The sequence below is a fragment of the Novosphingobium album (ex Hu et al. 2023) genome (assembly GCF_022832385.1).
Classification (GTDB): Bacteria; Pseudomonadota; Alphaproteobacteria; order Sphingomonadales; family Sphingomonadaceae; genus Novosphingobium; species Novosphingobium album.
The window spans coordinates 178946-201398 of record NZ_JALHLE010000002.1; the positions used below are offsets into that span (position 1 = coordinate 178946).

At 63.6% G+C, this 22453-nt stretch carries 21 protein-coding genes; 13 read left to right on the forward strand and 8 right to left on the reverse strand.

Going from position 1 to position 22453, the window contains the following annotated elements; translation table 11 throughout:
- Positions 1-4: 4 nt before the first annotated feature.
- The 3 genes from MTR64_RS02085 to MTR64_RS02095 are packed head-to-tail and all read right to left on the reverse strand — an operon-like array spanning position 5 to position 1652.
- A complete protein-coding gene (locus MTR64_RS02085) occupies positions 5-436 on the reverse strand; it encodes a cytidine deaminase (RefSeq protein ID WP_243990221.1) in 432 nt (143 codons plus the stop codon).
- On the reverse strand, positions 433-1158 hold the full coding sequence (locus MTR64_RS02090) for a glycoside hydrolase family 25 protein (protein WP_419144904.1): 726 nt from the start codon (positions 1156-1158) through the stop codon (positions 433-435). The genes MTR64_RS02085 and MTR64_RS02090 overlap by 4 nt, the downstream gene beginning before the upstream one ends.
- A gap of 11 nt (positions 1159-1169) precedes the next feature.
- Positions 1170-1652 (reverse strand): UPF0262 family protein, encoded by a 483-nt coding sequence (locus tag MTR64_RS02095; protein ID WP_243990226.1) that lies wholly within the window; start codon positions 1650-1652, stop codon positions 1170-1172.
- A gap of 131 nt (positions 1653-1783) precedes the next feature.
- On the opposite strand from MTR64_RS02095, the gene MTR64_RS02100 reads away from it, so the two are divergent.
- Both MTR64_RS02100 and MTR64_RS02105 read left to right on the forward strand, forming a co-directional pair.
- Complete coding sequence (locus tag MTR64_RS02100; protein WP_243990228.1) at positions 1784-3298, forward strand: replicative DNA helicase; 1515 nt, start codon at positions 1784-1786, stop codon at positions 3296-3298.
- Positions 3299-3303: 5 nt separating this feature from the next.
- On the forward strand, positions 3304-4050 hold the full coding sequence (locus MTR64_RS02105) for an SDR family NAD(P)-dependent oxidoreductase (RefSeq protein WP_243990230.1): 747 nt from the start codon (positions 3304-3306) through the stop codon (positions 4048-4050).
- Positions 4051-4054: 4 nt separating this feature from the next.
- Here MTR64_RS02105 and MTR64_RS02110 read toward each other — a convergent pair whose 3' ends face one another.
- Positions 4055-5809: an NCS1 family nucleobase:cation symporter-1 gene (locus tag MTR64_RS02110; RefSeq protein WP_243990231.1), complete on the reverse strand. Its 1755-nt coding sequence runs from the start codon at positions 5807-5809 to the stop codon at positions 4055-4057.
- A gap of 92 nt (positions 5810-5901) precedes the next feature.
- Here MTR64_RS02110 and MTR64_RS02115 point away from each other — a divergent pair, with 92 nt between their 5' ends.
- The 4 genes from MTR64_RS02115 to MTR64_RS02130 are packed head-to-tail and all read left to right on the forward strand — an operon-like array spanning position 5902 to position 8663.
- Positions 5902-6792: a DUF6662 family protein gene (locus tag MTR64_RS02115; protein ID WP_243990232.1), complete on the forward strand. Its 891-nt coding sequence runs from the start codon at positions 5902-5904 to the stop codon at positions 6790-6792.
- A gap of 14 nt (positions 6793-6806) precedes the next feature.
- Positions 6807-7355 carry an FMN-binding protein gene (locus MTR64_RS02120; protein ID WP_243990233.1) on the forward strand — a complete coding sequence of 183 codons (549 nt, stop codon included), beginning with the start codon at positions 6807-6809 and terminating at the stop codon, positions 7353-7355.
- Between the two features lie 10 nt (positions 7356-7365).
- A complete protein-coding gene (locus tag MTR64_RS02125) occupies positions 7366-8172 on the forward strand; it encodes an FAD:protein FMN transferase (protein ID WP_243990234.1) in 807 nt (268 codons plus the stop codon).
- Positions 8173-8192: 20 nt separating this feature from the next.
- Complete coding sequence (locus tag MTR64_RS02130) at positions 8193-8663, forward strand: hypothetical protein (protein ID WP_243990235.1); 471 nt, start codon at positions 8193-8195, stop codon at positions 8661-8663.
- Between the two features lie 13 nt (positions 8664-8676).
- Here MTR64_RS02130 and MTR64_RS02135 read toward each other — a convergent pair whose 3' ends face one another.
- A complete protein-coding gene (locus MTR64_RS02135) occupies positions 8677-9873 on the reverse strand; it encodes an aminotransferase (RefSeq protein WP_243990237.1) in 1197 nt (398 codons plus the stop codon).
- Between the two features lie 125 nt (positions 9874-9998).
- Between MTR64_RS02135 and MTR64_RS02140 the strand changes: the two genes are divergently transcribed.
- From MTR64_RS02140 to ftsH, 5 genes are all read left to right on the forward strand, one after another.
- Positions 9999-11819 (forward strand): hydantoinase B/oxoprolinase family protein, encoded by a 1821-nt coding sequence (locus tag MTR64_RS02140; RefSeq protein ID WP_243990239.1) that lies wholly within the window; start codon positions 9999-10001, stop codon positions 11817-11819.
- Between the two features lie 156 nt (positions 11820-11975).
- Positions 11976-14051 carry a hydantoinase/oxoprolinase family protein gene (locus MTR64_RS02145; protein ID WP_243990241.1) on the forward strand — a complete coding sequence of 692 codons (2076 nt, stop codon included), beginning with the start codon at positions 11976-11978 and terminating at the stop codon, positions 14049-14051.
- Between the two features lie 81 nt (positions 14052-14132).
- On the forward strand, positions 14133-14642 hold the full coding sequence (locus MTR64_RS02150; protein ID WP_243990243.1) for a 2,4'-dihydroxyacetophenone dioxygenase family protein: 510 nt from the start codon (positions 14133-14135) through the stop codon (positions 14640-14642).
- Between the two features lie 8 nt (positions 14643-14650).
- Positions 14651-15427, forward strand: coding sequence for a tyrosine-protein phosphatase (locus MTR64_RS02155; protein ID WP_243990245.1), 777 nt, complete (start codon positions 14651-14653; stop codon positions 15425-15427).
- Positions 15428-15555: 128 nt separating this feature from the next.
- Complete coding sequence (ftsH, locus tag MTR64_RS02160; protein ID WP_243990247.1) at positions 15556-17490, forward strand: ATP-dependent zinc metalloprotease FtsH; 1935 nt, start codon at positions 15556-15558, stop codon at positions 17488-17490.
- Positions 17491-17584: 94 nt separating this feature from the next.
- Here the strand turns inward: ftsH and MTR64_RS02165 are convergent, their stop codons facing one another.
- The 3 genes from MTR64_RS02165 to rpoZ all read right to left on the reverse strand — a co-directional run bounded on the left by MTR64_RS02165 (position 17585) and on the right by rpoZ (position 19939).
- Complete coding sequence (locus MTR64_RS02165; RefSeq protein ID WP_243990249.1) at positions 17585-18640, reverse strand: DUF3667 domain-containing protein; 1056 nt, start codon at positions 18638-18640, stop codon at positions 17585-17587.
- Positions 18641-18724: 84 nt separating this feature from the next.
- On the reverse strand, positions 18725-19510 hold the full coding sequence (locus MTR64_RS02170) for a ParA family protein (protein WP_243990267.1): 786 nt from the start codon (positions 19508-19510) through the stop codon (positions 18725-18727).
- Between the two features lie 84 nt (positions 19511-19594).
- Complete coding sequence (gene rpoZ / locus MTR64_RS02175) at positions 19595-19939, reverse strand: DNA-directed RNA polymerase subunit omega (RefSeq protein WP_243990252.1); 345 nt, start codon at positions 19937-19939, stop codon at positions 19595-19597.
- Between the two features lie 211 nt (positions 19940-20150).
- On the opposite strand from rpoZ, the gene MTR64_RS02180 reads away from it, so the two are divergent.
- On the forward strand, positions 20151-21338 hold the full coding sequence (locus MTR64_RS02180) for a glycosyltransferase (protein ID WP_243990254.1): 1188 nt from the start codon (positions 20151-20153) through the stop codon (positions 21336-21338).
- A 17-nt stretch (positions 21339-21355) separates the two neighbouring features.
- On the forward strand, positions 21356-22276 hold the full coding sequence (locus MTR64_RS02185; protein WP_243990256.1) for a hypothetical protein: 921 nt from the start codon (positions 21356-21358) through the stop codon (positions 22274-22276).
- Positions 22277-22453 lie beyond the last annotated feature (177 nt).

The following is a 22453-nucleotide window of genomic DNA, read 5'->3' on the forward strand; positions in this document are numbered from 1 at the left end:
GGCTTCAATCGAGGTTCGCAGGCCCGAAGGCATGCGGCAACAGCGCTGACAGCCGCAGTTCCAACACACCGTCGGCGCCGTCGCACCATATCACCGGGTCGCTGCCGCCCAGTTGCGCGATCTCGTTGAGCACTTGCCGGCAACGGCCGCACGGCGTGACCGTAGGTCCCTCGCCCGGCGCACCGGGTGCACCACCCGTCACGGCCACCGCCTCGAGCTTGCCCCGCCCCACGGTCGAGAGGATCTTGGCAACTGCCACCGTCTCGGCGCACAGCGCCAGGCCGTAGCTCGCGTTCTCGACATTGGCGCCGGTCACCACCGAGCCATCGGCCAGCAGCAGCGCCGCACCGACGTGGAAGTTCGAATAGGGGGCATAGGCCCCGGCCGCCGCCTTGCGTGCAGCCGCAATCAGGGCGTCCCGTTTGCTGTCGCTCATGGCTGCACAACTACCCAGCGCAGATCATCCTGCGCAACCTCGTTCGCCAGACTGGTGTTGGCCGTCCACAAAGTCCAGGGCCGCCCGGCATAGTCCGGCATCAGCCGGTCCCGCACCAGCCACAGGTTGCGGTCCAGCTTGTGGGCGATGCCATAGCGCGCCTCGAACCGGGATGTGACTTTCAGGATCACTGGCTTGCCCGCGTGGGTCTCGATCTGGTTGAGGAAAGTCATCAGCTCGCTTTCGACCTTCGCGTCGCTGACGTGCACCGGGCAATTGTCAGCCAGCATGTCGAGTTCGACCGCCGGGGGCAGCAGCGAGGCGTCGCGCGGCACGGTGGTGACGAAATTCGCTGCCTGCTTGTCGGCCGGCTGGCAGGGATCGTAACGGTGGACCGCACCCACCTGCATCTTCGCGGCCCGCGCCGCATCGAAATTCGCGACAAAACGCGGATCGCGGGCAAAAGCGCTCGCACTGGCATCGATATACGCGAAGTCGACGCCAATCGCCTTGAGGGAATCCCAGTTCACATCGCCGTCGTCAACGCCGATCTCGACACCTTGCATCGGGAAAACCGCACGGTCCGGCAGCCAGTGATGCATCTGCCACCAGGTCCACGCGCCGGCGACCAGCGCCACCAGCAGCAGCACGCCCAAACTCCGCAGCCGGGCAACACCGCTCAGCCGCGCACGTTTGCGCTGTTTCCCTCCCCGCGCTGCCAAAAACCCCCTCCTCAGCCCCGGATATGCAGAACGCAGATCAGCGTAAACAGGCGCCGGGCCGTGGGAAAGTCTGTCTCGACCTTCCCTTCCAGCCGCTCCAGCAGCAGTTCCGCCGCCTCGTTGTGAACGCCGCGCCGGGCCATGTCGATGGTTTCGATTTCCTGCGGTGTCGATTTGCGAATCGCCTGATAATAGCTTTCGCAGATCGCGAAGTACTCGCGGATCGGGCGGCGGAAACGGGCAAGCCCCAGCAGCAGCGTCTCCAGCGGCTCGCCGGCATCGTTCTCGATTTCCAGCGACAGCCTGCCGTCGCTCACGGCCAGCTTGAGCCGGTACGGCCCTTGATGCCCGGCGGCATAGGAGCGCAGCGGCTTGAACACGTTGTCCTCGATCAGGTCGAAGATGGCGATCCGCCGTTCCTGTTCGATATCGGCGTTGCGCCACAGGATGGTCGCCTCGTCGAGTTCGATGTGATTGATCCGCGGGTCCGGCATGATGCGCACCGCCTTTACGCGCTTGCAGCACGCGCGGGCAAGCCCGACTAACGTCCTCCACACCCTGTGGATTAAAAACGACACAGATCGCGCTTGCGAGCGCTGTCCGCCGAGACCATGGTGCCGCGCTTATGGCTCAGGAAGACCTTCTCATCAAACCGGCCGCGAGCGAAGCGCGTACCCTGCCCTCGAACGTCGAGGCAGAGGCCGCGTTCCTCGGTGCTGTGCTGATCGACAACCGCGTGATCGAAGAGCTTCAGACCCAGCTTGGCCCCCAGCATTTCTTCGAGCCGGTCCACGCGCGCGTCTATGAGCGCATCCTGCACCTGCTCGATCGCAAGGCCGTGGTCACGCCTGTCACCCTGCGCCCCTATTTCGAGAGCGACGAGGCGCTCAAGGAACTGGGCGGCGTGGCCTACCTCGCCCGCCTCACCGCCGACGGCCAGGGCCTGCTCGCCCCACGCGAACTGGCAGACCAGATCTACGACCTCGCCCTGCTGCGAGAGCTGATCACGGTGGGCCGGGGCCTCGTCGAAGGGGCCATGGACACCTCCGAATCGGTCGATCCGCAGCAGCAGATCGAGCAGGCGGAAGCGGCGCTCTACAAGGTGGCCGAAGGCGCAGCGACCGCGAACGAGGCCAAGAGCTTCTCCGCCGCGACACGCACCGCGATCTTCAACATCGAGAAGGCGTTCAATTCGGGCGGCAACGTCTCCGGCAAGACCACCGGACTCACCTCGGTCAACCAGAAGATCGGCGGCTTGCACGATTCCGACCTTATCATCCTTGCCGGGCGCCCCGGCATGGGCAAGACCTCGCTGGTCACCAACATCGCCTTCAACACTTCTCAGCGATACATTGACGATACCGTGCGTGACGGGATCGAACCCGCCAAATCGGTAGGCGCACCGACTGCCTTCTTCAGCCTCGAAATGAGCGCCGACCAGCTCGCGACGCGTATCCTGGCCGAACAGTCGGGCATCAGCTCCGAAGCGCTACGTATGGGCAAGATCAGCCGCGAGGATTTCCAGCAGCTGTCCTTCGCGAGCCAGCGCCTCGCCGAACTGCCGCTCTATATTGACGACACGCCGGGCCTCTCGATTGCCGCGCTGCGCACGCGCGCACGCCGCCTCAAGCGCCGTCACAACATCGGCCTGATCATCATCGACTACCTCCAGCTGCTGTCGGGCTCTGGCCGCGCGAACGACAACCGCGTGAACGAAATCTCGGAAATCTCGCGCGGGTTGAAGACGCTGGCCAAGGAACTCGAAGTGCCGGTGATCGCGCTCTCACAGCTCAGCCGCGCCGTCGAACAGCGCGAGGACAAGAAGCCGATGCTCTCGGACCTGCGCGAATCAGGCTCGATCGAACAGGACGCCGACATGGTCTGGTTCGTGTTCCGCGAGGACTACTACGTCAACGCGACTGAGCCAAAGTACCCGGCCGAAGGCGATCCGCAGGACGTGATCGACAAGTGGGAGGCCTGGCGTCAGAAGATGGAGCAGGTCACCGGCCTTGCCGAACTGATCGTCGCCAAGCAGCGTCACGGTTCGACCGGGCGCGTGCGTCTGAAGTTCGAGGCACGGATCACCAAGTTCTCCGACCTTGCGCCGGACGACATGCGGGCGGCGTTCGAAAGTGACTGACCGGGATGCCAGTGACTGACCAGAAGGTCCTGCTGATCGCCGGCGGTTCCGGCTCGATCGGCAGCGCTATTGCGCGCCATGCGCTGTCGCATGGCTGGAAAGTAGCACTGCACGGCCGCACAGCGGAAAAGGTGGACGCCGCCGTCACCGGCCTGTCCTACCTCGGAGAAATCGACGGCTTCCTTGCCGACATCTGGGAAGACGATGCAGCTGAGATGCTCGTGGCCGAAGTGGCGGAGCAATATGGTCGGATCGATGCGGTGATCGACTGCACGGCGACCGGACCAGTGGGTATTACCGGCCTGTTTCCAGAGACATCCCCCGAAGTGTTCGGAGACTTTCTGAACGTTTCGGTCGGTTGGGTCGAGCGGCTGGCCTACGCTTCTCACGATTTCCTCGCACAACAGGGCGGAACCCTGATTGCCTTTGTTTCGGACGCGGGGATTTACGCAGCGCCGCGTCAGGCCCTCATCGGCGCTGCGCGTGCCGGGACGATCGGCTTCATCCGCAACTTCGCGGTGGAAGCGGCACTAGATGGCATCCGTGCCCATGCCATCTCGCCAAGCTATGTAGAGGGCTCGGCCAGCGCCCAGCGGATGGGTTCCGAACGCATGGCCAGCGCCGCGCGACGCGCTGGCCTTGGACTGCCCACCGCAGACGACATTGCTCCGCTCGTGCTGTTCCTTTGCAACGACGGGGCTGCCAAGATCACCGGGCAAGTCATCAGCGTGAACGGCGGCCTGAACGCCTGACAAATCAGGCCGATTGCGGTTCGGCGGCGCCGATGTCTCTCTCTTTAGGACCCAGGCGCATCAGGAGCGCATAAGTCACCAGCGCAACGGCCACCCCGACAAACCAGGCGTAAACATATATCTCCGACCACAAGGCTCCGATTTGGCCAAACTGGCCGGGGAACGACACCTTCAGGAAGCCCGGGACATTCGGCGCCACGCCGAGTACCAGCGCAAACAGCGCCTTCACGTTCCACCCATTACCGTAGTGGTAAGGTCCATCGGTCTGGTAGAGCCCCTCGACGTCGAGCTCTCTGCCCCGCACCAGCCAGTAGTCGGCGATGAGAATGCCCGCGATCGGCCCCAACAGCGCGCCGTAGCCCGTGAGCCAGGTGAAGATGTAACCATTGGTGCTCTCCAGCAGCTTCCAGGGCATCATGAACAGGCCGATGAAAGCGGTGAACAGCGCGCCCGTACGATAGGAGATGCGCGCGGGGTTGAGCGACGCGAAATCGTAGGCAGAGCAGACGAGGTTCGCGGCAATGTTGCAGGAAACCGTGTCCACCGCGATCACAATCAGGCCCATCAAAACGAACGGGCCGGAGAGCGTCCCCGCAAGCTGTACCGGATCCCAGATGGCCTCCCCATAGATCACGACCGTCGCCGAAGTCGTCATCACGCTGATCAGCGCGATAATACCCATCATCGGCGGCAGACCGAGAGTCTGGCCGAGAACCTGATCCTTCTGGCTCTTCGCGAACCGCGTGAAGTCGGGGATGTTCAGCGCCAGCGTGCCCCAGAAACCCACCATTGCGGTCAGCGATGGCAGGAAGACGGCCCAGAACTGCCCCGCCTTGGGGCCGCCATGCGCAAATGCTGAAGGGCTGGAGAAGATCGGCCCCAGTCCGCCCGCTGCATCCACCGCCCACCACAAGAGGCCAAAGCAGGCGACCATCTTGAGCGGGGCTGTCCAGGTCTCGAGACGGCGAATGGTGAGGATGCCCTTTCGCACGAACAGCAACTGAATCGACCAGAAGGCCAGGAACGCCAGCAGCTGGCCTATACCGATCCCGAAGAATGGCAGGTGCGCGCCGCGCAAATCGGAACCGAGAAAAATTCCCAGCAACGTCAGCAGGGCTTCACCGCCGATCCAGGTCTGGATCCCATACCAGCCGCAAGCAACCAGCGCCCGCGCCAGAGCCGGAAGGCGGGCACCGATCGTGCCGAAGGAAGAGCGCACCAACACCGCAAACGGCACCCCGAAGCGTGCCCCCGGATGTCCGATCAGGAGCATCGGCACGAGGATGATGACATTGCCGAGAAGAACGGTCCCTGCGGCCTGCAATGCCGACATCCCCTGTTCGATCAGACCGGCCGCCAGCATCCAGGTAGGAACGGCCACGATCATTCCGACCCACAGCGCCGCGAAATGATACCAGCGCCAGTTGCGCTGATCAGCGCGCGTCGGCGCAAGATCTTCATTCCACAGCGAATCGCCTGCCTGTTGCATTGCTGCCCTCGTCCTGTTCCCCAAACCACGGAGGATGCCGCACTGCAGCAATTCAGCAAGACAGGACGAACTCATTTCCGGCAGACGGACAAAAGTATTGCGATTTCCGGCCTCACAACCGCCTTGCCGGCGTATCCGGGGCCGAACGCCCGGCACACAGGGGTACAGCAAGAGGGCCGCCGTTGCGTCCTTCAAAATATGGGCCGGAGCCGGCGGCAAAGGCGGGCCGTGAAACGGCAAATGTTTTCTGCCGTCCTTGATCTCGATCAATTCAATTGTTGCTGAATTGTAAAAAATAGCTGTTGAGACGCATTCGCATTAGCGATATTGGCGGTGCAACATTCAAAAAACAGTGAGGGATCATGAACATTCGATTCGCTTGGGCGGCCGCTGCCGCCTGCCTTGCGGTGCCCGGAGTAGCCCACGCCGACGAAAACCTGTTGGGTTACAACACCGGGGCCGAAGTCCTGCCCAAGGGATCCGGCGATCTCTATGTCTTCAACACACTGCGTTCGGACAAGGGCCAGGGGCACTACCGCGCTGTCGATACCCAGCTTGAAGTGGAATATGGCGTCACCGACCGGATCCAGTTGTCAGTTGCCGCAAACATCCTTTCGATCGACACGGCGGGCCTGACCATTGACGGCTACCTTCCCAAGCCGATCAACAAGGGGCCGCGCTTCTCCGGCGTCGAATTGAGTGCCAAGTTCAACGTCCTGAGCCCGGCTCTCGACAACTTCGGCCTGGCCGTAATCACCTCGGTCGAAGTCAACCGCCTCGACCCGCACAGTGGCCAGGACAAGCTGGAATACGAAGCTCACACCGTCCTTGCCGCGCAGAAGTACTTCATGCAGGGCCAGCTCACCTGGATCGGCAACATTGGCTTGAAGGCCGGCTACGAAGACCGCAAGGCCATTGCGAACCTGCCTGAGGGTTTTGACTGGCCGACCACCCCGGAAATGGAAATCGAGCTGTCGGTCGGCACCGGCCTGTCCTACCGCGTCGCTCCGAACTGGTTCATCGGTGCCGAAACGCAGTGGGCGTCCGAGTATGAAACCGAAGTCGGCAACGAACGCTGGTCGCTCTTTGCGGGCCCGACCATCCACTATGGCGGGAAAAGGATGTGGGCCACGCTGACCTGGTTCCCGCAGATCACCGGCGGCGGCGAGAAGTACGAAGGCCAGACCGGACACCTTCACCTGATCGAAAAGACGAAAGACGAGTTCCGGCTCAAGCTGGGCTACAACTTCTAAGGAGGCGCAAGGCTATGAACCGCTCGATCTGGACGGCACTGCTGGGTCTTCCTGCCCTCACCGTAGTGTCGGCACCGGCCTACGCAGTCGACTATCTCAACGTGGAGCAGGCGCAGCGGGCCGTGATCCCGAATGCGACCAGCTTTACGGCCTATTCCGTCACGCTTTCCCCGGATCAGCTCAAGCAGATCAAGGCGATTGCGAAAGTGCCGCAGCGCACCGATAAACCGCGTGTCTGGAAAGCTATGGCCGGTGGCAAGCAGGTCGGCTGGGTAATCGTCGACGAAGTGATCGGCAAGCACGAGATGATCACCTATGCCACCGGCATCTCGACGGACGGGCACGTTCTCGGCGTCGAAATCATGTCCTACCGCGAGAGCAAAGGCGATCAGGTGCGCAATGCCAAGTGGCGCAACCTGTTCAAAGGCAAGGCAGTCAGCGACCCGTTCAAGCTCAACCAGGACATTCCGAACATCTCGGGTGCCACCTTGTCGTGCCGGAACCTCACCGATGGTGTGAAGCGCCTGCTCGCACTGCATCAGGTGGCGCTGGGCAAGTCTTGAGCCCGGCGCCTTGCCGACACGCTGCCGCCCGCTTCTCGGCACCTTTGTCGAGGTAACCGTGCCCAAGGGGGCCGCATCGGCGATCGATGCGGCCTTCGCGGCCATTGCCCATGTCCAATCGCTCATGTCGTTTCATGATGAGGGCAGCGACATCGCGCGCATCCGCCGCACACCGCCCGGCAAGCGTGTCGAGGTTGCACCGGAAACGGCCGAAGTGCTGCGCGTCGCGCGCGACCTTCATCAGGCAAGCGGCGGATTGTTCGATGTGACGGTAGGGCACGAACTTGTACGCGGCGGATTTCTGCCGAAACCACGTTTCCGGGCCAAGCGGGGCCGCTGGGGGACCGCCACGGACATCGAGGTGCTGGACAGCGGGCATGTCCGGTGCGCCCGCCCCGTCCTGATCGACCTGGGCGGCATTGCCAAGGGCTATGCGGTCGACTGCGCGGTCGAGGCCTTGAAAGGCGCCGGAGCACCAGAAGGACTGGTCAATGCAGGCGGAGACATCCGCATGTTCGGCGGGCGCCCATGGCCAGTCTCGCTCAGGGATGCGGACGGTGGAGTGCGGAAGGAAATAACCCTGACCGACCGGGCGGTTGCCAGCTCCGCCAATCTGGGAAATCGCCGCCGCCGCTGGGGGCGGGTCTTCACGCCTCACATCGGCTTTGACCGCAAAGCAATCGTCTGCAAGGAGCGCGTGACGGTGGTGGCGGACCGGTGCGTGATGGCGGATGCCATGACCAAGATCGCCATGGCCGACCGCGGGCTGGCGCAGTGCCTGCTTGCGGGACACGGCGGCTATGTGCTGACCGATTGAGACCTGGAGACGATTGCGCAATGCCCAACCGCCGGACCGCACGGCTTGCTTCATGGCAGATCTGGCTGCTCAGCCTCTCGGGCACTGGATTATGGCTGACGGGCGCCGCCTGGCTGCTGCTGCACTATTACGGACAGACCGAAGGGGATTTCGGCCCCGAGATGAACCCGCTTGAACCATGGATGATGAAGCTCCACGGCTTCTTCCTCATTCCCGCACTGCTGGGCATCGGCGGCATGTTCGTCGCCCATATCCCCAAGGGGTGGCATCACACCGCACAGCGTTTTGCCGGGATCGTGTTCAGCGTGGTGCTGACTGTGCTCGTCGTCACCGGATACCTGCTTTATTATGCAGGGGGCGAGACCTTGCGCGAATGGAGCAGCCTGACCCACTGGATCATCGGCCTGACGCTCCCGGCGGCCTTCCTGTGGCACTACATCAACGGCCAACTGGTCCGGCGCCGCCGCAAGGCGCCAGCCGTTCACACCTAGGCAGCGCGGCAGTTCATCCCAAGGTGCGGCGCCACTGCTCCAACCGCTGCACCGCTTCATCAATCACGGCATCGGGCTTGGTGAAACAGAACCGCACGATGTTTTCGGGACGCCCCTCACCTTCGTAAAGCGCGGATACCGGAATCGTCGCGACGCCCGCCTCTGCGACCGCCCGCTGGCTGAATTCCCGATCGGTCATCGTGATCCTCGAGGCGATGAGATCCACGCACAGGAACCATGTCGCGGCATTGGGCAGGACAACAAAGCCTGCCGTCTCCAGCCCGACCTTCAACCGCGTGCGCGATGCGGCCCAGCCAGCACGCTGCTCCGCCAGCATCGCATCGGGCATCGTGAGCCCCTCGGCCACGGCCCATTGCAGCGGCGGCGCGCTGGCATACGTCACGAACTGGTGCGCGCGCGACACCGCCGTCGCCAGCTCTCCCTGCGCGATCATCCAGCCGATCTTCCAGCCGGTGATGCCGAAGATCTTGCCCGCCGATCCGATTTTCACAGTGCGGGCAGCCATGCCCTCGAATGTCGTGAGCGAGCGGTGCGGCACGCCGTCGAAGCGCACGTCCTCCCACACCTCGTCGCTGATCGCGATCAGGTCGTGCTCCACGCAAGCGCGGGCGATCATCGCAAGCTCCGCTTCGCTCGCCACCGTACCTGCAGGATTGAGCGGATCGTTGACCATGACCACGCGGGTGCGCGGCGTGATCGCGCGGCGCAGCGCCGCTTCGTCATAGGCGAAGTGCGGCGGCGAGAGCATCACCGAAACCGGCACGCCCCCAGCCCGGCGCACCATCGGCGCATAGGCATCGTAGGCAGGCTGGAACAGGATCACCTCGTCGCCCGGCTGCACCGTGGCCAGCACCGCGCAAGCGATGGCCTCGGTGGCGCCCGAAGTAACAGTGACCTGCTCCGGCGAAAGCTCCAGGCCCTGCCGCCTTGCGTAATACGCGCAGACGGCCTCGCGCAGTTCGGGCAGGCCAGCCCCGGGCGGATACTGGTTCGACTTTTCGCGCAGGGCCCGCACGGCGGCTTCGCGCACCGGCTCGGGCCCCGGCGCATCGGGAAAGCCCTGCCCCAGATTGATCGCGCCATGCTCGCGGGCCAATCCCGACATCAGGTCGAAAATGGTACGTTCCATCTCCGCATAGACCGGGTGTATCTTCATCGTGGATGCTGCTCCGATGGCGCCTGTGGGCATGGCCCGATAGCCCTGCTTTTCGCAAATTGCACGTAAGGCCGCACGGTCTGTCGAGAACATGGCCGAAGGCGGCCCTATCCCCGAAGCTCGACAACAAGAGCACGGGCGGAAGAGGAAGTGCAAAGATGTCCTACGAGCTGAACCGCAAGCTGGCAGCCCCGCGCGAGCCGTTGCCGACCAATGCCGAAATCGATCAGGTCACCGCCGACATCATTCGCGGCGCGTTCGAGACGGTCTGCTTCGAAGCCGCCACTTATCTGGGGCGCGCCGCCTCCTCGCCGATCATCAACCAGTCGAACGAGCGCAATGCCGCCATCGTCGATGCCCACGGCCGCCTTGCCATGGGCGCGATCGGCACGCCGCACCTGACCTTCGTCAACCAGATGGAAACGCGTTGGGGCCTGATGAATCAGGAGCGCTACGACTGGGGGCCCGGCGACGTGTTCCTCGCCAACGATCCCGATCACGGCGGCGGCCACCTGCCCGACTACAACGTCTATGGCCCGGTCTATGACGACAAGGGCGAACTGATCTGCATCCAGACGCTGCAGGCCCACCAGGGCGACACCGGCGGCAAGGACCCGGGCGGCTTCACGCTGGAGGCGACCGACGTCTTCACCGAAGGCGTGATCTATCCCTGCCTCAAGCTCGTTCACCGCGGCCAGCTGCGCATGGACGTGTTCGACTTCGTGGTGCGCAACAACCGCTTCGCCACTTTTGCGGGCGACATCGCGGCCATGATCGGCGGCGTGCAGCACGCGGTGAAGATGCTGGAGGACCTGCTCGGCAAGTGGGGATCGGACGTGGTCAAGGCCGCGATCAACCATTCGATCGAGCACACCGAAAAGCGCATGCGCGACGAAATCGCGAAGTGGCCCGACGGCACCTATGAAGGCACCGTCTTCATCGACCACGACACGGCGGGCACCAAGGACATCAAGGTCCACGTCGCCTGCACCGTGAAGGGCGGCCAGCTCACCGTCGACCTCACCGGCACCGACGACCGGCAGGACCTCGTCGGCGTGTGGAACACCTTCGCCAATTCGCGCAGCTACGTGATGACGCAGGTCATTACCCACCTCGACCCGACGATCGTGCGCAACGAAGGCATGTTCGACGCGGTGGACATCATCATTCCCGAAGGCTGCATCGCCCAGCCGCCGCCGAACAAGCCCGCCGCGCTCGGCTCGTTCCACCCGGCCTGCGAGATTACCGAGGCGGTCTGCGTCGCGCTCAGCCAGGTCGCTCCGGAACGCGCGCAGCCGCAGCTTTACAAGATCGGCATGCCCAACGCAGTCATCGGTTTCGATGCCAACGGCATGATGTGGATGGATCAGGGCGTCGATTGCCGCTCGATGGACGTCTCGGCGATCCAGGGCATTGACGGCTGGGGATCGTGCCCCAATTCGCTGGGCAACCTGATCCTCTCCGAGGCGGAGGACGCGGAAAGCCGCTTCCCGATCCTCAACATCAGCCGCGAGATGACCACCGATGGCGGCGGCGCGGGCCAGTGGCGCGGGGCGCCGGGCTCGCTCAACGTGAAGCAGGTGCTCAAACCCACTTCGGCCATGGCGTGGATGGTCTCGGCCGATCACCCGCTGCGCGGCATGTGCGGCGGCGATGATGCGATCCCCTATACCAACCACTTCGAAGTGGGATCGCCCAACGAGCGCAAGATCGAACGCACCGCGCAGGACCTGCTGCCGGACGGCGCGGTGATCGCCTACCAGCACGGCGGCGGCGCGGGCTTCGGCCAGCCGCTGCTGCGCGATCCGGAAAGCGTGAAGGAGGACGTGCTCGACGAGTACGTCAGTCCCGAAGCCGCGCGCGCCAAGTACGGCGTGGTGCTGACCGGCAGCCTCGACGACTACACCCTCGCGGTGGACATCGAGGCGACCAGGGCGCTGCGGGCCGAACTCTCGGCCATGGCCCAGGCGGCGGAGTAACGGCGCTCACATTCAATTTGCCGTCGTCCCTGTGAAGGCAGGGACCCATCTGACCTCACGCCATCACGTAAGGCCAGACAGGCCCCTGCCTTCGCAGGGGCGACGGATCAGGGAGGGACGGAGCATCCGGCGGACGCTCCAGCAAAAGGCAAGCACATGACCTATCGCGTTGGTATCGACATCGGCGGCACGTTCACCGACTTCGCCCTGCTCAAGGGCAATGAAGTGATCCTGCACAAGAACCTCTCCACGCCAGAGGATCGCTCGCTGGGCGTGATGGAGGGGCTCGGCAAGCTGGCCGGGAAGGAAGGCCTCGAACTCGGCCAGTTCCTCGGCAAGTGCGAGGCGATCGTCCACGGCACCACGGTGGCCGACAATACCCTGATCGAGATGAACGGCGCCCTCACCGGCCTCATCACCACCGAGGGTTTCCGCGACGAGATCGAATACCGCCGCGGCTACAAGGAAGACATCTGGGACGTACGCCTTGCGCCGCCCAAGCAGATTACGCCGCGCCGCCGCCGCCTGACCGTGCCGGAGCGCATCCTGCATGATGGCACGGTGCATGTGCCCCTCGACGAGGACGCACTACGCGAGGCCTGCCGCAAGCTGCGCCTGCAGAATGTCGAGGCGGTCGCGATCAGCTTCCTGTTCTCCTTCGTGAATCCCGAACATGAGCGCCGGGCCAAGGAGATCGTCACCCAGGAAATCCAGAACGCCTATATCTCCGCCAGCCACGAAGTGCTTCCGCGCGCGCCGGAGTACGACCGCACCTCCACCACGGTGGTCAACGCCTATGTCGGCCCGCGCGTGACCGGATACCTCGAAAAGCTGGTGCAACGCCTCGTCGAGGGCGGGTACCAGAACCAGCTCATGGTCATGCAGGCCTCGGGCGGGGTGATGACCAAGGAATACATCGACGGCGCCCCGATCCGAGTACTGGCTTCGGGCCCCGCGGGCGGCGTGATCGGCTCGGCGCATACCGGCACCGCCAAGGGCTGCCCCGACCTGCTCTGCGTCGATATGGGCGGCACCTCCTACGACATGTCGCTGGTGGTGGGCGGACAGGCCCCGGCCGAGGCGGGGTGGAACATGCACCACCGCTACCTGATCGGCGTGCCGATGGTGAAGGTCGAGACGCTCGGCGCAGGCGGCGGCTCGATCTGCCACGTCAACGCGGGCGCTCTCGAAGTCGGCCCGAAGTCGGCCGGCTCCGAGCCCGGTCCGATCTGCTACGGCCGCGGCGGCACCGAGCCGACCGTGACCGACGCGCTGGTGATGCTCGGCATCCTCTCGACCGACGAGGGCTTTGCCGGAGGCAGCTTCTCGCTTTCGAAGAAAGGCGTGACCGAAGCGTTCCAGACAATCGCCGACGAAATGGGTCATGGCGACGCCGAACAGGCCGCGTTCGACTGCTGGCGCGTAGTCAATGCCAACATGAGCCAGGGCGTGCGCCGCACGACCGCCGGCAAGGGCATCGACCCCAAGGACCTCGTCATGCTCGCCTATGGCGGCAATGGCCCGGCCTTCGCCGCGATCCAGGCCGAAGACCTCGGCATTACCCGCGTGCTGGTGCCCAAGGCCTCACCGACCTTTTCGGCGCTCGGCACGCTCGTCGCCAATCCGACGATCGACGAGGAACGCTCCTACATCGCCTCGGCCAATGCGCTCGACGTAGATCGCATCCGCCAACTGTGGACCGACCTGTCGAACCGCGCGCGCAAGTACTTCACCGATGCGCACTTCAACGCGGACCAGATCCGCGTGAACTACCAGCTCAACATGCGCTATCCGGGGCAGAATTTCTCGCTGTCGCTGGATTACCAGAAGGACGTACCGCTGGGTGATCTCTCGTTCATCGGAGACGATTTCGGCGCACGCGCGATCGAGCTGTTCAACCAGCGCCACATGGCTGAATACGCCCACATCCGCGAGCACGAGGTGCCCGAAATCTCGGGCGTGCGCCTCGCCGCCCACGTGGTAACGCCCTCGCCCAAGGCCAGCGGCGGATTCAACCCGAGCGGCAAGCCCCCGGTCGCCGCCAAGCAGCGCCGCGCCAACCTCGGCGAGGGCTTCGCACCGGTGCCGGTCTATCTAGGCAAGGATCTGGAGCCGGGCATGGAAGTGCCCTCGCCTTCGATCATCGAGGAAACCTTCACCACCATCGTCGTCTATCCGGGCTGGAAGGCACAGGTAGACGATGCGGGCGACTACCAGCTGGTGAAGGGGTGAAGTAACGCCCCCGCGTCACGCCGGGGCTTTGCACAAATCGGTATCGCGGTATCCTGCCTCCAATAGTGAGAGGATACCGCCATGCCGCTGCCGCTTGCCATCCATGAGCAGGACCGCCTGCTCTCGCTCAATATCAACGAGGAACCGGCAATCGATCTCGGCCACCTGATCCCGGGCATGAAGCTGTGGCCGCTGTTCCTCGATCCCGACAACGGCACGTGGGTGCTTTACGCGCACTACGCGCCGGGCACGCAGCTGCCCAGGCACTTCCACACCGGTGCGGTGCACTTCTTCACGATGAAGGGAACCTGGGGCTACAAGGAATACCCTCAGGACATGCAGACGCCGGGTAGCTACCTCTACGAACCCCCGGGCACCGTCCACACGTTCCACATCCCCGAAGGTGGCGAGCCGGTGGAAGGCTTCATGGTCGTTTCGGGCGTGAATGTCGTGTTCGACGACGATGGCAATTACCTCTCCACCGATCATGCCGGATCGATGGAGAAGATCTTCCTCGACTGCGCGAAGCAGCAAGGGATCGACATGCCGCGCTACATCCGCCCCTCCGGCCCTGCCTCCTTCACCGCATGAGCCGCACGATGGAAGACGATCTGGCACGCCGCCTGCTGCCGCTCGAAGGCGGCATCAATTTCCGCGACATGGGCGGCTATCCGGTGCGTGACGGCCGCCGCGTGAAGTGGGGGAAGCTCTACCGTTCGGGATCGATGGCCCGCCTGACGCCGGCCGACGAGGCCTATCTCGCCGGTCTCCGCTTCCGTTGCGTCGTCGATTTCCGCAGTGTGCGCGAACAGGAGCACGCGCCCAACAGATGGTGCCCGGCGGCAGGCGTGCCCTACTGGAGCCGCGATCACCGCGAAGTCTTTGGCCAGCTCCACACCATGGCCGAGCGCGGGATCGACAGCGAAGATCAGGCCGTGGCGGTCATGGAGGACGGCTTTCGTCACCTGCCCTTCCAGCAGGCTCCTGCCTATGCCGAACTGGTGCGCCGAATTGCGGACGGGCACGTGCCGATCGCGTTCAACTGCACGGCGGGCAAGGACCGCACAGGGGGCGCCGCAGCGCTCGTGCTTTCGATTCTGGGCGCGGCACGTGAAACCATCGTCGCCGACTTCACGACGACCGAGCGGGCCGTAGACCTGCGCACCGCCTTCGGCGCCAGACCGCAGGACGCCAGTTCGCCCTACGCCCGCCTTTCCGAGCCGGTGATGGCCGCGCTGGCAGGGGCAAGGCCTTCCTATATCACGGCTTTTCTCGATGCGATCGACGAACGCTGCGACTCGGTGGACGGCTATCTCGAAGAGATCGGCGTCCCCGCCGATACCGCCGCGGCGGTGCGTGCCGAACTGCTGGAATAACCCGCCCGGCCCGAGCTGTTGCACGATCGCGCAACAGCTTGCCGAAACGATTACTCTATACACCTTTCGCTAACTTGAGATTCATCGGCAGAAGCCTACATTGGCAGGCGAAAGGACACCTCCCGATAATGAACGACGACCAGCCCAGCGGCAATCCATGGATCAAGAGCCTGCTCGTATGGGGCGGTATCTTCCTCGCGCTCCTCATGGTGGTGTCCATGTTCGGCGCGCGCAGCGAGACCGGCCTGGCGATTCCCTATTCCGACTTCCGCGCGCGCGTCGCCAGCGACAGCGTGGCATCGGTTGAAATCAGCGAGGATCGCATCACCGGCAAGTTCACCAATGGCGACAGCTTCGCCACTGTGCCCGTGCCGGGCGACACCACGCTGACCCAGCTCCTGCAGGCTCATGACGTCAAGTATTCCGGCAAGGAAGCCGAACAGGGCAGCCTGCTGGTCTATATCCTCGCACAGACCCTGCCCTTCCTGCTGATCGTCGGCATTGCCTTCTTCGCGCTGCGTCAGGTGCAGAAGGGGGGCGGTTCGGGCGCGATGGGCTTCGGCAAGTCCAAGGCGAAGCTGCTGACCGAGCGTTCCGGCCGCGTCACTTTCGACGACGTCGCCGGCATCGACGAAGCGCGCGAAGAGCTGGAGGAAATCGTCGAGTTCCTGCGCGATCCCTCGCGCTTCTCCAAGCTCGGCGGCCAGATTCCCAAGGGCGCGCTGCTCGTCGGCTCACCCGGCACCGGCAAGACCCTTCTCGCCCGCGCCATTGCAGGTGAAGCCGGCGTGCCATTCTTCACCATCTCGGGTTCCGACTTTGTCGAAATGTTCGTTGGCGTCGGCGCAAGCCGCGTACGCGACATGTTCGAACAGGCCAAGAAGAACGCGCCCTGCATCGTCTTCATCGACGAAATCGACGCCGTCGGCCGTCACCGCGGCCATGGCCTCGGCAATTCGAACGACGAACGCGAACAGACGCTGAACCAGCTGCTGGTCGAAATGGACGGCTTCGAGGCCAACGAAGGCATCATCATCATCGCGGCGACCAACCGTCCCGACGTGCTTGACCCAGCGCTGCTGCGTCCGGGCCGTTTCGACCGTCAGGTCGTGGTGCCGGTGCCCGATATCGAGGGCCGCGAGAAAATCCTCGCCGTGCACATGAAGAAGGTGCCGCTGGCCCCCGACGTCAATGCCCGCGTCATCGCGCGCGGCACCCCGGGCTTCTCGGGCGCGGACCTTGCCAACCTCGTCAACGAGGCGGCCCTGCTTGCGGCACGCCGCAACAAGCGTCTCGTTGCCATGCAGGAATTCGAGGACGCCAAGGACAAGGTCATGATGGGCGCGGAACGCCGCTCCATGGTCATGACCGACGAAGAGAAGAAGATGACCGCCTATCACGAGGCCGGCCACGCCATCGTCTCGCTGAACGAGGAAGCCTCTGACCCGATCCACAAGGCCACGATCATCCCGCGCGGCCGCGCGCTGGGCATGGTCATGCGCCTGCCGGAGCGCGACAGTTACTCGTACCACCGCGACAAGATGCTCGCGAACCTCTCGGTCGCGATGGGCGGCCGCGTGGCGGAAGAACTGATCTTCGGCCACGACAAGGTCTCTTCGGGCGCCTCGTCGGACATCCAGTACGCCACCAGCCTTGCCCGCAATATGGTCACCAAGTGGGGCATGTCAGACAAGCTGGGGCCGCTGCAGTACGAAGAGCAGCAGGAAGGCTACCTCGGCATGGGCGGCTCGCACCGTTTGATGGCCTCGGACGAGACCAACAAGCTGATCGACAGCGAAATCCGCCTGCTAGTCGACACGGCGCATGCCCGCGCCACCCAGATCCTCAACGACCAGAACGAAGCCCTGCATGCGCTGGCCAATGCCATGCTCGAATACGAGACGCTCTCTGGCGACGAGATCAAGCAGCTGCTCGAAGCAGGCCACATCGACCGTCCGAGCGAACCGCGCGGTCCCTCGGCACCGCGTCCGGCCTCGGGATCGTCGATCCCGAAGTCGGGCAAACGCCTCTCGGGCGGCGGCGCCACGCCGCTGGGCGCCTGACACACATCACCGGGCTCTCCCCTCGGGAGAATGCAGGAGGGGCGCGGAACCAGGCCGGTTCTGCGCCCCTTTTTACTGTGACCAGCGGTGGGTCTCAGCCGCTCGTCTGGGCCATGATCAGGATGAAGAAAATCAGCAGAGCACTCGCCGAGAACCACACCAGCAGCCAGGTCCGCCAAATGGCCCCGAACCGCGAAAGCGCGTAAGTCTCGCGCAGTTGCCGGTACATGTGGAACGGCGGCACGAAGAACAGCACGCCACCCACCCAGGCCACTCCCCCAGCACCCGCCAGCATCGTCACGATCACCAGCAGCGTCATGAAGCACAGCGAATAGGTCACGAATACAGTGTGGTCATATAGATGGAACCGGCGACTGAAGGGGAACAGCAACCACAGGAACGGCACCGAAATCGGAACCAGCACCCAGCTGTATTTATAGGCATAAGTCTGAAGCTTGTAGGCGGCAAGTTCCGGATTGGCCTTGTACTTCCCGAGCGCCTTGTCGATCTGCGGAATATCGCTGTGCATGCCCTGGCCATCGCCCGTCGGAAGACTGACGGCGATGTTTTCTGCCTTGAGTTCCTGCAATGCGGCGAGGGTCTCCGTCCGTTTCTCGATAAGGTCATCCAGCGCCGCGGTCGCCTCCCCCTTCGCGACGGCGGTCGATCGCTGAGCCTCGAGTTTCGACAACTCTGCTTCGAGGCTCTGCGCGCTTTGCCCCACTCCGATAAGGTTGCCCTCTCCACCATGTTCCTCATGGCTTTCCGTGGCATGAAACACCGCGAACATGAGGAAGACAAAAAACAGGAATAGGGCGATCGGCGAAATGTAGCGGGCGCGGCGCCCGTCGATATATTCGCGCGTGAGCTTTCCCGGACGCCAGGCCAGCAACGGCAGCGTCCGCCAGATCTTTCCTTCGAAATGAAAGACGCCGTGGAGGAGATCGTGAAAGAAGGCGCCCAGTGAACGGTGCGCATGCGCAGCCTGCCCGCAGGCATGACAGTGCGCGCCGATCAGCGGCGTACCGCAATTGAGGCACGCGCTTTCATGGGTATGCCCATCGCCGCTGCCCGCAGCGTGCGGTTCGATCGCTTGCGCTGCAAGCGTACCCTGCCCGATCTCCGCCAGACCTTCGCCAATCTCGCTCATGCCGTCCCCTTTGCAGAGGGCAAGGCTAGCTCCAGAACCACCTGCTGAACAGCCGCGTTGTGCGCTGCAGCGCGCTCGTTCCGATCAATGCCTCTCCGCCAGCTTCCTGTCGATTGCATCCCACAACCGTCCGAATGCCTGCGCGGCAGGACTGCTGGGCGCCAGTGCCCCCACCGGTTGCTGGTGAACCGCGCATTGCTCGACAACGCTGGCATAAGGAATGGAGGGCCAGCTGGGATTTGCCTCGTGCGCCTGACGGTGCAGCGCACGGCGCATATCGAGCATGGACAGCACCGGCAGGATAGGCGGATGCCGCTTGGTATTGCCAGCGATCTCCCGCACCACCAGATCGAAGGCCCGGGCTGAGAGCGGTGAAGGCGGCAGGGGCACGATCACCAGATCGGCCGCGCGAACGACTTGCGCGGAAAGTTCATTGATCACGGGAGGACAATCAAGCACGATGCGCTCATATGTCCCTGCGAGCTCCTCGGTCAGCTTCGCGAGCCGTTTGCGCTTGCCGATCTGCGCCAGCTGGGCGTCGACTGCACGGATACTCTCGTCCGCCGGCAGGATATCAAGGTTGGCCCAGGCGGTGTGCTGGATCAGTGCATCGGGTGAACGTTCGCGCGAAAAGACCTCTTCGGCAAGGCGCGAGCCCTTGGCCTCCAAGCCGTAGAGAAAGCCCGATCCGCCTGCCGCGTCCAGATCCCACAGCAAGGTCCTGTGACCGGACGATACGGCGCAGCACCATGCCAGATTGGCTGAAAAGGTCGTTTTACCGACCCCACCCTTGACGCTGTAGATCGCAATGGTCGCGCACGAACCAGACGCATCAGGGGGACCACTCCTTCCGGACGATCCCCCCGTCAAACCGGCAATACGCGGTAAAGTTCGTTTCTTGGCTGCCACAAGGCCTATCGTTGCCTGTCCCTTGAGGACAGTCAACGAAAAGGATCAGCCGTCGTAGTCGCCGCCGATCGAGGTGTTACGCGTCGGCGCCGAGGCGGTGATGCGCAGCGCTTCGGCCGACTGGCTGAGCGAACCGATGTCGTCCATCTCGTCGTCGTCCTCGGGCAGGACGCGCTGCATCGAAGTGACGAGCGCTTCCTTGAGTTCGTCGGGACGGACAGTCTGCTCGGCGATTTCGCGCAGGGCGACGACCGGGTTCTTGTCACGGTCACGGTCGACGGTGAGCTCGGCGCCACCGGAGATCTCGCGCGCACGCTGTGCGGCAAGCAGGACGAGATCGAAGCGGTTGGGAATCTTGTCGACGCAATCTTCGACAGTAACGCGCGCCATGGGCACTCCGTGAAAAAATCAGCTGATCGGAAAGCGAGGCCGATAGGGAACATACCCGCAAGAGTCAAGAAATCTGCGCCCAGATCACGAAACCAGGCCCAGCTCTACGGTCCGGCTCCAGTACCCCCTCCTTCGGCCCCTGAATGAAAATCGTTCAAAAATTTGTCGGCATGCAACTGCGGATGCACGGCTGCCGGGGAGTCCATGCTTCATGGACCGGCCGCTATCGATCATCGTGCCCATTCACAGCTTCGAACCGGGCGGCGTCGAACGTGTTGGCCTCAATCTCGCGCAATACTGGCACAGCGCCGGTCACAACGTGACAGTGGTGCTCGGCCGCGACGAAGGGCTGGACCGGCCGCAGGCGCCGAAGCTGCGCTACAAGGCGCTGCGCAGCCTTGTCCCCACGGCGCATTTCGAAACACTCTGGATGATCTGGAGCCTGCTGGTCCACCTTGAGTCCTCCGATCCCGACGTCATCTTCTGCGCTGGTAACACTTACGCGATCGTCTGCGTCGTGATGCGCCTGATCCTGGGGCGCGCCTGTCCACCCATCGTTGCCAAGATCAGCAACGATCTCGTCCGCCGGGACAAGAGCCTGCCCTACCGTATGGCCTATCGCCTGTGGCTCAGGATTCAGGGTCGCATCTTCGACCGGATCGTCGGCATGGCGCCGCCAATGCGCGAAGAGATTTCCGGATTGATGCAGGTGCCCGATGAACGCGTTGCCATTATCCCCGACCCGGCCCTGTCGCGCAGCCGGCTCGAGCGACTGCTCGCCATCCCGCGGTCCGGAATGCGGTCCGCGAACCTGCGTTTCGTGGCTGTCGGGCGGCTGGTTTCCCAAAAGAACTTTGCCCTGCTGCTCAGGGCGTTTGCGCGCGGCTTCCATCCGGGCGATACGCTGACCATCGTCGGCGACGGGCCGGAACGATCCGGCCTGCAGGCGCTCGCCTCCAAACTCTCACTGCAACGCCATGTGACGTTTACCGGACACCTCCCTTCCCCGGATGCGCAACTGGAGCACGCCGACTGCCTGCTGCTATCATCGAATTACGAAGGCGTGCCCGCCGTCGTCATCGAAGCCATTGCCGCCGGGTTACCCGTCATCGCCACCGATTGCTCCATGAGCATGCCCGAACTGCTGAACGGCGGGCGGGGCGTGCTTGTGCCCTCTGGCGACGACAACGCCCTCGCAGCCGGCATTTCCGGCGCCGCAGCGCTGTCCGAAATCACACCGTCTCACCGCCAGTACGCAGCCAGCTTCGTGCTTGAGGATGCGTGTGAACACTATCTCCGCGTCATGTATGCCGCCATCACGGAAGCTGCCACAGATCGCCAACCGCCCCTGATCCCTCCCCGGAAGGATCTGCGCGTCCCCCCTGGCCCCACACAATAGACCGGAAGGACACTCCGTTGGATCAAAGCCTGACGGTCGAAGCCAGCACGGCCGCCTCCCCACACCTGCGGGATCGGAAGACGATCCTGCGCATCAGGGGAATCGCGATCCTGCCGATGATCTTTACTGCTCTGATCGGAGCAGCCGTCGTGCTGGAACTGCGCGGCATGGATATCAGGCGCGTAGTAAGCCTGGTTCCCCGCTCCCCGTCATTCTGGACAGTCTTTGCCGCTTTCTATCTGACTGGACCTTCCAGCGAATGGGTAATCTACCGGAGCCTCTGGCAAATTCCGGCTGCTGGCTTCATGGCATTGCTTCGCAAGCTCGTCTGCAACGAGCTGTTGCTCGGCTATCTCGGCGAAGCCTATTTCTACACCTGGGCGCGCCGGACAAGAGCGATAACCGCTGCACCGTTCGCCGCGATCAAGGACGTCTCGATCCTTTCCGCGATGGCTGGCAACGGTATGACGCTGGCGTTGCTCGTAATTGCCTGGCCGATGGTACGGTCGACCTCGCTCGGCCTCGACAGCGGTCCCATCGTCATGTCACTGGCCGTCGTGCTGGCCACGTCGATTGCCGCCATGGCCTTTCGCCGCCGCATCTTCTCGCTCGATCGCGGAGAACTGGCATTCATCCTGTCCGTGCACCTTGCGCGGATCGCAATTTCGACTGGTCTGACAGCATGGCTGTGGCACATGGTTCTCCCGGACATCTCGATCACATGGTGGCTGTTTCTCGTCTGCCTGCGCTTATTGATATCGCGTCTGCCGTTCCTGCCGAACAAGGATATCGTGTTCGCAGCCCTCGCCGCCTTTTCACTCGGACATGAAACCGACATTGCAGCCCTGATGACGATGATGGCTTCCGCCATCCTGCTCGCACACGTGGCAGTGGGCGCGGCTGTCGTGGCCGCAGGCGTGGTACGCCCCGAAAACTGAGACAAGTCCATGCGTCATCCAGAGCAAGGCGCAATCACCGGCTCGAGACCAGCATGCAGCAATGCGCCCCCAGACCTCATGCGGACACGGCGTCTCGCCTTGCGGAGCGCGTATCATCTAAGCTGTTGGAAAGATTGGTTGCGGGGGTAGGATTTGAACCTACGACCTTCAGGTTAT